We start from the raw sequence: 13,426 nt of genomic DNA on the forward strand, positions 1-13,426 counted from the left end.
TGTGGGGCACGGAGGGGAGCGCGGGGTATGCATGCGGCGCGGGCCAACGGACCTGACAAGTCCCGGCGGCGCATGCGGGGTGGAGGTTTGCCTCCACCGGAGACCCGACGCTCCTGCAGAGAGGCCGAAGTCGCGGATAAAAACCGCCGAACGGGGTACCGGAAGGTACCACACTACTAACTAAACGAGGTGCCCCCGGTACCCCGTCCGCTTCCCCTTTGTTTCGAGTGACGGGGAAGACATTACAGGTGATGCCGAACCGGAGGGGGAGAGCCTCTGCGGGGTTTTGGGGTGCGCGGGATTTTGGGAGAGGATGGATTGAGGAGATGGATGATGCAGCGACACTTGGAGATGGCAGCGCATGCCCCTCATCCGCCTGCCGGCACCTTCTCCCCGCATGCGGGGAGAAGGAGGATGGAGCGAGCGCGGTGCCACGAGTCCCTTCTCCCCGTCAGAACGGGGGTGAGGCGCGGGCCGCGCAGCGGAGCAATCGATCCGGCGAATCGATTGCAGCAACGAACGCCTTGAGCCCTAGCGAAAGGCCGGCAGGGTGGCGGCAGCCGGATGAGGGGCACTGGGCGATGACAAAGCTGGCGGAGTACCACCCGGCACGCCCTCATCCTGAGGTGCCCTCGCGAACGCGAGGGCCTCGAAGGATCATGCGGGGCACGGCGCTGGCACCACCACCGGCCAGCCCCGATGCTTCGAGACCCCTTGCGGCGCACCTCAGCATGAGGCTGGAGAGAGGGTTCTCTCCGGCCACGACCATTTTGCAAGCACAGATTGCTTTTTGACAAAAGTAAAATAAAGATAAAGCGGGGACTATCGATAATAATACGACCTATATCGGACCAATCAATTCTTTCGGGGAGGGAGCCGTCATGGCGGCTACATTTACAGGTATCTATAACGACGATCACGACAATGGATCGACCCGGGTCGGGGCCGATGGCGCCAATGCCGGCGGGACGGGCAGTCTGGTCGTCGATGGCGGCAGCGTGCTCGATCTCTCCTCCGCCAATCTCGCCAGCGACCCGTACCAGGCGCTGGACGTCGGTACCGCGGCTGACGGGGCCGGTGACGGCTCGGTCCTGATCGACACGGGGTCGACGCTGCAGTTCACCTCCGCGATCGACGGCGTCCAGACCGCCATCCGCATCGGCCGCAATGGCAGCACCGGTCTTGTCGTCGTCGATGGCGGGACCTTGAGCGTGCTCGACAGTTCGACCCTCGGGCAGCAGGAGGACGGCGAGGACGTCGAAGGGCTTGTGGTCGGTCGCGACAGCGGCAGTTCCGGCGAACTACGGATCGAGGATGGCGGCGCCTTCCGCATGGAAGGCAACGGCGTGAATGTCCAGATCGGCCGCAATGCCGGCACCGGCGCCGTCACGCTGACCAACAACTCGAGCTTCGACCTCGTCGCCAATGGCGATACGGCCGGCAGCCAGATGTCGATACGCATCGGCAACCAGAACAATGCGGACGGCCTGTTCGAGATGACCGGCTCAACCGGCTCGATGACGGCTTCGGTGCTCGGCAGCGCCTATCTCGGCGTCGGTCTCGACACCGCTTATGGTTGGATGCAGTTGATCGAGAGCGAGTTCAGCGTCAATGGCGGGGCGGGCGGTGCGAGCGCCACCATCGGCTGGGGCGGCCATGGCGTGCTGCGAACCTCGAACTCGATTCTGAGCTTCCTGAGCACCACCGGCAATTCCGAACTTCTCGTCGGAACGGCGCTTGACGGGGCGGGGGGCACCGGCGAGGTGCTGATCCGCAGCGATTCGGCCGTGCATCTCTGCGGTCTGGCGAGTGCCTATTTCGGGATCGGCAATGGCCAGGGCTCGCTCGGCACGGTCGATGTCTCCGGCGGCAGCCTCGTCAGTCTCCTCGTCAGCGGGACGGAGGGCGATGCGGTTGCCGTCGTGGGCGAGCAAAACAGCACGGGTCGGCTGTCGTTCCGGACCAGCACGATGACGTTGGACGCTCCGGATCAGGTCAAGCTCCTGATCGGCACAACCGGCGGCTACGGCAGCTTTTCCGCCCAGCGAAGCGATTTGACCTTCACCGGCGACACCGCCCTGATCGAGATCGGTTCGGATGACGGCGTCGGATCGATGGTGCTTGATGACAGCGTGGTCGATATCGTCGTTGAAACAAACGCCGCCATCCATATCGGCAGCACGTATGACGGCGCATCGAGCAGCCAGGGCAGCCTGACGCTGCAAAACGGTTCGACCGTCGAGATCACGGGGACCGCGAGCAGCAACGTGATCGTCGGCGGCACCTTCGGCTCGACTGCGTCGCTGATCGTGCGCAGCGGAAGCGTGCTCGACTTCGCTTCCGGGTCCGACACCAGCGGCTTCGCATCGCTCAGGATCGGTGCCTATGGCGCGACCGGCGCCTCGGTCGTCATTCAGGGCGCGAACTCCGAGATCGCCAATGTCGACCGTGTGACGATCGGCTATCTGACGTCGGAAACCGGTTATGTCGCCAACGGAACGAGCTCGCTCTTCTTGCGCGACGGCGGGGCGCTGACGCTGGCGTCCGGCGGCCTTCTCAGGGTCGGCCAGGGTGGAACGGTCGGCGGCACGACGGCGACGATCACCGGCAATGTCGAACTCGCCGCTTCCGGCAAATTCGACCTCAACAGCGGCAGCTACGGTGATTTCGTCGTGAACGGCAACCTGACGGTCACCGGCACCAGCAGTCTGATGCTGGAGGTCGGTTCTGCCGGCGAGGATACGCTCACGCTCGACGATCTCATCAGCACCAGCGGCCAGCTGACCATCCGCGTCGCTGCCTTCGAAGGCTACAAGTTCACCGCCGGCACGATCCGAAAGCTGGTGACGCTCGACGACATCTCAGGCAATGCCCCGGACTGGATCGTCTCCGGCCAGCATTCCGACTTTTCCTTTTATGGGGGAACCCGAACCGACCGGGGCGGCGATCTCGTCATCCAGGCGCTCAACAGCGGAACGACAGGCGGCGTCGGCACGCTGGACTTCGGCACGAGCACGGCGTCGACCAGCCTCACCTACAATTCGGCCACCAAGGTGGCGGTGGTGAAGGGCGGCGTCTTCGGTTCTGACGGCGGCAAGGCCTACAAGGTCGACAGCATCCTCGGCTCCAACGGTACGGATACCTTCACCGTGACAGGCACGACGGCGGTCAACCTGATCTTCGCCGGGCGCAACGGCAATGACAAGATCACGGCAGGCGCCGGGGCAGACAAGCTGAGCGGCGATGCCGGCAACGATACGTTGATCGGCGGTGCCGGCAACGACACCCTCTATGGTGGCCTTGGCAACGATACGCTGACGGGTGGCGTCGGAAAGGATACCTTCGTGTTCAACACGACGCTCAGCGCCTCCAGCAATGTCGACCGCATCACAGACTTCAACGTTGCCGACGACACGATCTCGCTGGAAAACAGCGTGATGACGGCGCTGAAGACCGGCAAGCTCGCCAGCGGCGCCTTCTGGAAAAGCACGGCCGGGGTCGCGCACGATGCCGACGACCGGATCATCTACGATACCGACAGCGGCAACCTGTATTACGATTCCAACGGAAATGCGTCCGGCGGCGCGGTGCTGATCGCCAAGCTTAGCGCCAACCTCGCATTGACGGCGGCCGATTTCCTGGTGACGTGAGCGCCGTCCGGTCAGGGCGGCGCAGTTTCCCCGATCGGCAATCGGTCCTGCTGCCGGCCGCGCCGGTGTTTCCTGAGCAGCCGGCTTGTCTGTTCGACCTTGAACAATTCCCCTCAGTGCGCACATTGTGGGGGAAACGAGGAAGGAGACGATGATGGACGGATCGATGCCGGTAAAGGGTAATGCGGCGGAGATGATTTCGGACATTCTCGCCCGGCAGAAGACGGCGTGGGCTCTCGACGTGACGCCCGAAGCCGCTGTGCGCCTTGACCGGCTCGACCGGCTGGAGCGGATGATCGGCGCCTGGAGCGAGCGGTTTTCGGCGGCGATCTCCGCCGATTTCGGCAACCGGTCGGCGGTCTCCACCACGCTCACCGACATCGTTCCGACGCTCGCCGCCATCAGGCATGCCCGACGGCACCTGAAGCGCTGGATGCGGCCGAGGCGCGTCGGTCTTTCCTGGACAGGCTGGCCGGCCTCGGCCTTGCTCATCCGCCAGCCGTTCGGCGTCGTCGGCATCGTCGCGCCGTGGAACTATCCGCTCAACCTTGTACTCTCGCCGCTCGTGGGGGCGCTCGCCGCCGGCAACCGGGCGATGCTGAAACCGTCGGAACTGACGCCCGGCTTTTCCGAGGCGCTGAGGGTGGCTGTCGGCGAGCACTTCGCCGAGGACGAGGTGGCGGTGATCGCCGGCGGGCCGGAGGTGGCGGCGGCTTTCACGGCGGCTCCCTTCGACCATCTGATCTTCACCGGCTCGACGGCCGTCGGCCGCAAGGTGGCGGAAGCGGCGGCGAAGAACCTGACGCCCGTGACGCTGGAGCTCGGCGGCAAGTCGCCGGCGATCCTCGACCGCTCCGCCGATTTCGAAAGCGCCGTGCCCCGGCTGATCTGGGGCAAGCTGCTGAATGCCGGCCAGACCTGCGTGGCGCCGGACTACGTGCTGGTGCCGCGTGACCGGATCGAGGTCTTCCTCGTCGCCGCAAAGGCGGCGGTTGCGGCGCAATATCCGACGATATCGGCCAATGGCGACTATACCTCGATCATCAGCGAACGGCATTTCGAGCGGCTGACGCGGCTCGTCGACGAGGCACGGGAGAAGGGCGCGACGGTCGTATCGCTGGCGGGAGAAGGCGATCCGGAACGGCGGCTGTTCTCGCCCGTCGCGGTCGTCGGCGCGCCCGATGACTGCACGCTGATGCAAGAGGAGATCTTCGGGCCAATCCTGCCGGTCGTGCCCTATGATACGGCGGACGAGGCGATCGCCTACGTCAACGGTCGCGACCGGCCGCTGGCGCTCTACTGGTTCGGCACCGACCGGGTTTCGGAGCGGAAGGTCCTGACCAGCACCATCGCCGGCGGTGTCACCGTCAACGACACAATCCTGCATCTGTCGCAGGACGACCTGCCGTTCGGCGGCGTCGGTGCCTCCGGCTACGGCGCCTATCACGGCGAGGCGGGGTTTTTGGCGCTCAGCAAGGAAAAGCCGGTGCTGCGGCAGGCCCGCTGGTCGGCGGTGACGCTGCTCTATCCGCCGTACGGTCGATTGGCGGATTGGTTGCTGAAACTGCTGTCGCGCTTCGCCTAACGCCGTGCCCGTCAGCGGGTGGCGGGCTTGGCGGTCGCCATCCGGAGGCGCGACTGCAAGGCCAGCGGTTCGGGCAGGCCCTGATTGCCGACGGCGGCTTCGAGATCGGCTGCCGGTCCGGGCCTGCCGATCAACCAGCCCTGGAAGACATCGCAGCCGAAACGCTTCAACGCCGTCCACTGCGGCTGGGTCTCGACGCCTTCCGCGACGATCGACAAATCGAGGTCGCGGGCCATGGCGATGATCGAGCGCAGAAGCGCGGCATCGCGGCCGTCGTCTGCCGCACCGGCAACGAAGCTGCGGTCGATCTTGAGTTCGCAGACCGGCAGGCGGCGGAGATAGGACAGCGAGGAATAGCCGGTGCCGAAATCGTCGAGCGAGAAGGAGAGCCCGAGCGCGCGCAGCTCCTCCATCTTGGCGGCGACGGCATCCAGCCCGGCGATCAGCACGCTTTCGGTCAACTCGAGTCTGAGCCGCGCCGGGTCGATCCGGTGAGCCCGGATGGTGCTGCGGACGGAGGCGACGAAGTCGCTTTCGTTGAACTGGCCGGCGGAGACATTGATAGAGAGCGTCAGCCGCTCAAGGGCCGGCTCGGCGGACCAGCGGGCAAGCGTGCGGCAGGCTTCCTCGAGCACGAAGCCGCCCACGAGCGGCATGAGACCGGCCTCCTCTGCGACGGGGATAAAGGTGGCGGGCGAGACGGTGCCGCGCACCGGATGCGTCCAGCGCAGCAGCGCCTCGGCGCCGACGATCCGGCCGTTGCGATCGGCCTGCGGCTGGTAGGCGAGCGTCAGTTCATCCCGCTGAAGCGCCGCAAGCAGGTCCCGGGCGAGCCCTTTCGGGGCGGTGAGACGGCGCTGCAAGAGCCAGACGGCTGAGCAGAAAGTCGCGGTCGCGAGCGTTGCGTTGACCCAGATGCCGACCCGGCGCAACTCGTGCGGGATCGGTTCGGCGAAGGGTGGCGCATATGCGGAGACATGCAGGACCACGAAGGCGATGACGCTTGCCGCGATGATGGCAAGCTGAAACCGGGAGGGGCGGCGGATGTGATCGAGATAGGCGAGGATGGCGAGAAGCGGCAGGAAGAGATGCGTCACCCGCGGATAGGCTGGGTCCGGCGTATCGAACAGAAGGCAGAAATAGACGATGAAGACGAAGCAGGCGATCTGCGTGACCTTCAGGACCAGTTCCAGCCGCCCGGCCTCGATCAGGATGAAGCAGAGGATGGCGACGGCGGCGGGAAAGAGTTCGGCGCGGGCCATGGCATGATGCCCGCTGACGGAGAAGATCAGCGCCCAGGCGAGCGACATGACGAAGACGACCAGCGCCGCCGCCCTGTAGGCGACAACCACTTTCCGCGCCTGCCGCGATCCGCCTGCGTCCTTGCCCATTGCCTGTCCATTGCCATGCCGCTTGAGGCGACAAGGCGCGTCTTCCCGCCTCGGTCGGGTCACCGTATTGCAGGTCTTGCTAACATGGCCGGCTTAACGAAGTGGTGGGCGGGCGTGATGAATGAATGGTAAGCAGCCGGCCCTTCGCCATGGCAAGGCGCGGTCGGGAAAGACGGGAGCGGCTGGTTTTGCTTTTTCTTCCGCCGCTCCCGGACCGCGGGCGGTCCTCCTCCCCGCAGGAGTGGTCAGCTGGCCTTGGCGATCTTCAGGACGTCAGGGTCGTAGACGCGGCCGAAGCGGTTTTCGAGGAAGTCGGGCAGGGCGATCTGCTCTTGGCGGACGAAGCCCTTCTGTGGCAGCCGGCCTTCGGCGAGCAGGTCAAGCACGGTGCAGATGCCGGCGGCGGTGGTGATCTGGATGGCGCTCATCTTGCGGCCGGCGACCGGGCCGGCATAGACCTTGTTGGCATAGGTCTCCTGCAGGTAGCGATTGTCCTTCCAGCCGCAAGCGGTGACGAAGATGACGACGACGTCCTGCAGCGTGGCGGGAAGGGCGTTCTCGAAGAGGTCCTTCAGTACCTCGCGGCGGTTCTTCAGGTTGAGGTCGTTGAGCAGCGCCTTCATGATCGCCTGATGGCCGGGATAGCGGATGGTGCGGTAGTTCATCGTCCGGACCCTGCCGTCCAGCGTGCGGGCCAGCGTGCCGAGGCCGCCAGAGGTGTTGAAGGCTTCGTAGGTGACGCCGTCGAGGGAAAATTCCTCGCGCTCCTCCATGGCCGGAACGGTGACCAGCCGGCCTTCGACGATCGCCTCGCAGGGCTCGATGTATTCGTTGATGAGGCCGTCGGTCGACCAGGTCAGATTGTAGTTCAGCGCATTCGACGGATATTGCGGCAGGGCGCCAACCCGCATGCGGAGGCTGTCGATCTTGTCGAAATGTTTTGTCAGGTCGTGCCCGACGATCGAGATGAAGCCGGGGGCGAGGCCGCATTGCGGGATGAAGGCGCTGTTGGCGTCCTTCGCCAGTTCCTCGACGCGCTTCGTGGTGGCGACATCCTCGGTCAGGTCGAGATAATGGGTGCCGGTCGCGGCGGCCGCTTCCGCGATCGCGCCGGTCAGATGGAAAGGAGCGGCGGAGAGGACGGCGAAGCGGTTCTTCAGCAGCGCTTCAAGCGCCGCCCGGTCGGTGATGTCGACCGTCGCGGTCGCGATCATCGGATGGCTGTCGAGAGCGGCCAGCTGTTCGGCGCTGCGGTCTGCGACGGTGACCCGGTAGTCGCCGCTCGCTGCCAGCATGAGCGCGATGGCGCCGCCGATCTTGCCCGCGCCGATGATGACGATGTCCTGCATGGTCGTTCCCCTCGATTGATCGTTGTCAGGTCGAGACAGGATGCGGGCGATGACTGAACAATTCCAAGTGTCATTCCGGGCAAAAAGATGTATGATAATGAACAATTCGACGAAGAGGCTGGGCATAATGCAGGTATCGGACAAGGATGGCGAGCTTCTGGCGCTGTTGTCGGAAAACGCCCGGATGCCGGTGGCGACGATCGCCCGGCGGCTCGGTGTCTCGCGCACCACGGTGCAGGCTCGGATGGAGCGGCTCGAACGGGATGGGGTGATCGCCGGCTATGCGCTCAAACTCTCGGAGTCCTATCTGTCCGGGCTGGTTCGGGCTCATGTGCTCATTACCATCGCGCCGAAATCACTTGCGGCGGTTTCAGCCGAACTCGGCGCGATCCGCGAGGTGACGACGTTGCATTCGGTGAGCGGGACCTTCGACCTCATCGCTATCATCGCGGCGCCGTCGATATCGGACCTCGACCGGCTGATCGACCGGATCGGGGAAATCACCGGCGTCGAACGGACGCTGTCGTCGATCATCCTCTCGACGCGGATATCAAGATAGCGGCGGGTCAGGCCGCTTGATGCGCCAGAAATTCCGCCGCGGCCTGTCGAAACGAGATTGGCGGTCTTCCAAGCGCGCGTTCGAGTGCGGGATCGGTTCTCGCGAATTCACCGCGCCGTGCGGCCTTGAACATTCCGATGGCGATGGCGATGCGGTTCTCCGGCACGCCGAGCTGCTTCAACCGGTCGCAAAATGCCTCGTCGGATATGGTGATGCGTTTGATTTCGCGGCCCGACAGATCGGACAGGATGGCCGCGATGTCGGAAAAATCGAGCATGTCGCGGCCGGTCAGCGGCGGCGTGATTCCGTCGAACGCTCTTGCTTCGGTGAGCGCAAGCGCATCGATGGCGGCGAGGTCGGCATGGGCGGTCCATGCGATCGGGCCATCCTCGGGGAGGGCGAGCGTACCGGACGCGATCTGGCTCTCGACTGCCTGCCATGCCGAGGATGCATAAAAGCCATGGCGCAAGGCGGTAAACGGCACGCTGCTATCGCTCAGGATCTGCTCTGTCGCGGCATGGTTCAGCATGGGCGGAAAGCGTGAGTCGCGCGCGGAAGCCATCTGGCTCGTATAAAGGATGCGGGACGCCCCGGCGGCCTTCGCCGCATCGATCACGTTTGCATGCTGGTCCGGCATGTTCGTGCCGGCCGTATTGCTGGACACGAACAAGAGCCGATCGACGCCTTCGAAGGCGCGGGCGAGGCTCGCCGGATCCGCGTAGTCGGCGACGCGGACCCGAACGCCGCGTTCGGCGAGCTCCGTCGCCTTGTCTGGATCGCGTACGCTGACGCCGATATGCGATGCGGGCGTCGTTTCGAGAAGATGTTCCAGAATTTGCCGGCCGAGCTGGCCGGTCGCGCCTGCGACGATGATCATCAAGATCTCCTTTTCCGGCGATCACGTTTCGCCCATATCAATGATATTTCTATTTTGTTATCACTGATATCGATAATGTCAATTCACTGGAAACAGAAATTTGTTATCGTTGCTCGGGAGAATGCACTGGATGTGAATCAAGTGGCAGAAAAGGTTTTGAGCATGGACGTACATGACGGTCTCCGGCAGCGCATCATTGAGGCGGCGGCGGCACTGCTTGACGAGGGTGGGCGCGAGGCGCTGACGACCCGCTCCGTCGCTTCCGCTGCGGGTACGCAGGCACCCAACATCTACCGTCTGTTCGGCGACAAGGACGGCTTGCTCGACGCCGTGGCCGAGCATGGGTTCACCCGCTACCTGGCGGACAAGCTCGCGCGAACGCCCAAATCGGATCCGGTTGAGGACATGCGCCACGGATGGGACCTGCATGTTGCTTTCGGGCTATCGAACCCGGCGCTGTTTTCGCTGATGTATGGCGAACCGCGGCCCGGAAATGCCTCGCCGGCGGTCCTCTCCGCGCGGGCAGGTCTCTTGACGCATATCCGCGCGATTGCCGCGGCTGGGCGGCTGAAGGTGAGCGAGGAGCGCGCCGCGGAAATGATCCAGGTGGGCGGATGCGGCACCGTATTCGTTCTGCTATCGATGCCTGAGCATGAGCGGGACTGCTCGCTCTCCGTCGCTGCCCGCGAGGCCGTGCTGGCGGCGATCACGACAGATGTGCACGTGCTCGCCGATCATCGCGCGCCGGTGGCCGCCTCGGCGCTTCGGTCGGAACTGGCGGAGGTCGATGTCTTGTCGGATGCGGAGCGCAGGCTTCTTGACGAGTGGCTGAGGCGCATCGCGTCGGATTGAGCAGCTCGGTGGTCCATCTGTTCGACGTTCGAACGCAAGCCGGTTTACCATCTTGTTCGAACCACCGGATATTCGGCAGCTCTGGCCTTTCCGTTCGCCAGCCATTGTTTTAGACCTTGAGTCGCATTATGTGCCGATTCAATGACACGGAAACGCTGGAGAGACCTCCGATGAATGAAGACGAAGACGACAAGAGCAAGGAACTGCCGATCGGCAAGGAAACGGAAGCGAACCTTTTCAAGTCGCGGTCGATCTTCATCTATGGCGGGATCACCATGGAGCTGGCGCAGAAGGTCTGCACCCAGCTCGTCGCACTCGCCGCCGCCTCCGACGAGGACATCCGCGTGTTCGTCTGCTCGCCGGGCGGCCATGTGGAAGCCGGTGACGCCATCCACGACATGATCCGCTTCATCAAGCCGAAGGTCTGGATCATCGCGACGGGCTGGGCCGCGTCCGCAGGTTCGCTGATCTTCGTCTCGGTGCCGAAGGAACGTCGCCTGGCGCTGCCGAACACCCGCTTCCTGATGCACCAGCCGTCCGGCGGCACGCGTGGCATGGCGTCCGACATCGAGATCCAAGCCCGCGAAATCATCAAGATGAACCAGCGCCTGATCAAGATCTACGCCAAGGCCACCGGCCAGTCGGAAGAGAAGATCGCCAAGGATATCGACCGCGACTACTGGCTGTCGGCCGAAGACGCCGTCTCCTATGGTCTGGTCGGAAAGATCATCGAGAGCCACGCCGACATCGGCTGATCGGGCTTCTTATGTGATTTTCAAACCCCGTCGGAGCACTTCGGCGGGGTTTTGTTTTGGAGCGCGCGACTCCCAAAAATCGGCGGTGCTACTTTTTACGTTTTTATTTAGTATTTTATAAATTTCTTTAAGGTTGTATTTGACGAAATACAATTCGGAACAACAAGCATGGCACTTCGGGACTTCCTTCACGCGCGCGGTCTGTCGGAAGACGTCGCCGCGCTTTCACGATCTCAGGCGCTGATCTGGTTCAAACCCGACGGGACCGTCATCGACGCCAACGAGAACTTCTGCAAGGCGTTGCAGTACGAGTTGAAGGACATCGTCGGGAAGCACCACCGCACGTTCTGCGACGACGATATCCGCAATTCGCCTGATTATGCCACCTTCTGGCGCGATCTGGCGGCCGGCCAATTCAAGCGGGGCCAGTTCCGTCGCGTGGACAGCAAGGGTCAGGACATCTGGATTGAGGCTTCGTACAATCCGGTGTTCAGCGGCGGCAAGGTGGTGCGGATCCTGAAGATCGCCAGCGACATCACCGCCAGCAAAACGGCAGCGTTGCACGACGCCAACCGGCTGAAGGCGATCGATCAGTCCCAGGCCATCATCGAATTCGAGACGGACGGCACGATCGTCGAAGCCAACGCGAACTTCCTCGGCGCGATGGGGTATACGATGGAGGAAATCCGGGGCAAGCATCACAGCATGTTCTGCGACCGGGACTATACCGCCTCCGCCGACTACGCGCAGTTCTGGCCGCGCCTGAACGGCGGCGAGATGATCGCCGATAATTTCATCCGCATTGGCAAGGGCGGCCGGCAGGTCTGGATCCAGGCGGCCTATACGCCGATCTTTGATGCCAAGGGTCGCGTCTACAAAGTCATCAAGGTGGCGACCGACATTACGGAAACTATGAAGTCAGTGGAAATCATCGGCGCTGCGATCGGCCGGTTGGCCGAAGGCGACCTGACGACGGAAATCGCCGATAAGGTTGACCGGCTGCTCGAGCGCACCCGCCAGGACTTCAATACCGCCGCGCGCGCCCTGCAATCGACGATGCTGTCGATCCGGGATTCCTCCGATACGCTCGCCGCCAACGCCAAGGTGATCCGGTCGGTCTCCGACGACATCGCCCGGACGGCCGAGCGCCAGGCTGCATCGGTCGAGGAAACGGCCGCCGCGCTTGAGGAAATCAACACCACGGTCAAGGATTCCAGCCGCCGCGCCGTCGAGGCCGGTCGGCTGGTTGCCGACACCCGCTCCAGTGCCGAAGCCTCCGGAAACGTGGTGCGGGATGCCAATGAAGCCATGGCCCGGATCGAGGAAACCTCCCGCCAGATCGGCAACATCATCAGCGTGATCGACGAGATTGCCTTCCAGACCAATCTTCTGGCGCTCAACGCCGGTGTCGAGGCGGCGCGTGCCGGGGAGGCGGGCAAGGGATTTGCCGTCGTCGCCCAGGAAGTGCGCGAGCTTGCCCAGCGCTCCGCGACGGCCGCGAAGGAAATCCGTGAACTGATCCGCACCGCCGACGCGGCCGTGCAGAGCGGCGTGACACTGGTCGAAAAAACCGGATCGTCGCTCGACGACATCGCCGAGAAGGTGCAGATGGTCGACGCGAACGTCGCCGCGATCGCCTCCTCATCGCAGGAACAATCGGCCGGCATCAACGAAATCAACGAGGCCATCAACATTCTCGACCAAGGGACGCAGAAGGCGGCGGCAACCGTGGAGGAAGCCAATGCAGCCTCGCAGTCGCTGGCGGCCGAAGCCGAAAGCCTCGCTGGTCTGATCGGCCGCTTCAAGGTCGGCTCCGGTGCGTCCGGCGGCGAGCGGCAGGCGTATCGGCGCAGCGCCTGAGGCTTGCGGCCAGGGGTTGCATCCGCTACTCTCCCGCTGTCGAAAAGAGGCTTAGCCCGCATGGTCGCCGGGCACCGCTGATGCGGGCCACGTTTTCAATGAACCCACGACGCTTGAACCCGAAACCCTCGGGCAGGTGTCGCTGTGTTTTCAACGCGCCTGCCCTCCATCAAAAGGAGACGGCCATGGCGCCTCAGATCAAAGTCGCACTGCTCACATCATTGATGATGTCGTTCGCGATGTCATTGTTCTTTTCCGGCTTCTTCACCTACCTCGCATTCGGCTTCGGTGCCGACTGGCTGTGGGCCTGGGGACGAGGCATCGCGATCGGTTGGCCTATCGGATTCCTGATCGCGACGGCGATCGGCGGACCGGTCCGGATGATCGCGCTGCGTCTTGCCGGTGTGTCCGGACGCGTGTGATGTGATGCCGCGGACGTCTGGCGTTGTCGTCGGGCGTCTGCTTTTGCGCCGCAACAGGTTGACGGTTGTCATGCCGACCGTGCTTGCTTATAAGACACCCACTCACCCCGGACCCGGTGAAACTCC

The 13,426-nt window shown here is 63.8% G+C and carries 10 protein-coding genes and 1 other annotated feature (1 of these 11 cut by a window edge); of the genes, 7 read left to right on the top strand and 3 right to left on the bottom strand.

The genetic code is table 11. The annotated features are described in order from the left end of the window. Nucleotides 1-881 precede the first annotated feature (881 nt). Together J5J10_RS22595 and J5J10_RS04055 are read left to right on the top strand one after the other, a co-directional pair. Complete coding sequence (locus J5J10_RS22595; protein WP_282959980.1) at nucleotides 882-3,650, top strand: calcium-binding protein; 2,769 nt, start codon at nucleotides 882-884, stop codon at nucleotides 3,648-3,650. Between the two features lie 154 nt (nucleotides 3,651-3,804). Next, entirely contained in the window at nucleotides 3,805-5,235 is a 1,431-nt protein-coding gene (locus tag J5J10_RS04055) for a coniferyl aldehyde dehydrogenase (protein WP_211928935.1), read from the top strand. Between the two features lie 11 nt (nucleotides 5,236-5,246). Here the strand turns inward: J5J10_RS04055 and J5J10_RS04060 are convergent, their stop codons facing one another. Both J5J10_RS04060 and J5J10_RS04065 read right to left on the bottom strand, forming a co-directional pair. After that, nucleotides 5,247-6,626, bottom strand: a complete 1,380-nt coding sequence (locus tag J5J10_RS04060; RefSeq protein WP_211928936.1) for an EAL domain-containing protein — start codon at nucleotides 6,624-6,626, stop codon at nucleotides 5,247-5,249. Between the two features lie 245 nt (nucleotides 6,627-6,871). Then, complete coding sequence (locus tag J5J10_RS04065; RefSeq protein ID WP_211928937.1) at nucleotides 6,872-7,975, bottom strand: saccharopine dehydrogenase family protein; 1,104 nt, start codon at nucleotides 7,973-7,975, stop codon at nucleotides 6,872-6,874. Nucleotides 7,976-8,102: 127 nt separating this feature from the next. On the opposite strand from J5J10_RS04065, the gene J5J10_RS04070 reads away from it, so the two are divergent. Further along, nucleotides 8,103-8,534 carry an Lrp/AsnC family transcriptional regulator gene (locus J5J10_RS04070; RefSeq protein ID WP_211931132.1) on the top strand — a complete coding sequence of 144 codons (432 nt, stop codon included), beginning with the start codon at nucleotides 8,103-8,105 and terminating at the stop codon, nucleotides 8,532-8,534. 7 nt (nucleotides 8,535-8,541) lie between these two features. On the opposite strand, the gene J5J10_RS04075 is transcribed toward J5J10_RS04070, so the two are convergent. Next, a complete protein-coding gene (locus tag J5J10_RS04075; protein ID WP_211928938.1) occupies nucleotides 8,542-9,411 on the bottom strand; it encodes an NAD(P)H-binding protein in 870 nt (289 codons plus the stop codon). A 162-nt stretch (nucleotides 9,412-9,573) separates the two neighbouring features. Here J5J10_RS04075 and J5J10_RS04080 point away from each other — a divergent pair, with 162 nt between their 5' ends. From J5J10_RS04080 to J5J10_RS04095, 4 genes are all read left to right on the top strand, one after another. Next, nucleotides 9,574-10,263: a TetR/AcrR family transcriptional regulator gene (locus tag J5J10_RS04080; RefSeq protein ID WP_208551745.1), complete on the top strand. Its 690-nt coding sequence runs from the start codon at nucleotides 9,574-9,576 to the stop codon at nucleotides 10,261-10,263. Between the two features lie 170 nt (nucleotides 10,264-10,433). Then, a complete protein-coding gene (locus tag J5J10_RS04085; RefSeq protein WP_211928939.1) occupies nucleotides 10,434-11,018 on the top strand; it encodes an ATP-dependent Clp protease proteolytic subunit in 585 nt (194 codons plus the stop codon). Nucleotides 11,019-11,186: 168 nt separating this feature from the next. Beyond that, the gene (locus J5J10_RS04090; protein ID WP_211928940.1) at nucleotides 11,187-12,878 is read left to right on the top strand and encodes a PAS domain-containing methyl-accepting chemotaxis protein; all 1,692 of its coding nucleotides are present in this window, start codon (nucleotides 11,187-11,189) and stop codon (nucleotides 12,876-12,878) included. Between the two features lie 185 nt (nucleotides 12,879-13,063). After that, nucleotides 13,064-13,300, top strand: coding sequence for a DUF2798 domain-containing protein (locus tag J5J10_RS04095; protein ID WP_211928941.1), 237 nt, complete (start codon nucleotides 13,064-13,066; stop codon nucleotides 13,298-13,300). Nucleotides 13,301-13,406: 106 nt separating this feature from the next. Then, nucleotides 13,407-13,426: a sequence feature (sul1 is cis-regulatory element that is thought to sense ions involved in sulfur or methionine metabolism; They are found in Alphaproteobacteria), on the top strand (it continues 36 nt past the right edge of the window).

The sequence above is a fragment of the Ciceribacter sp. L1K23 genome, from assembly GCF_018122705.1.
GTDB lineage: Bacteria > Pseudomonadota > Alphaproteobacteria > Rhizobiales > Rhizobiaceae > Allorhizobium.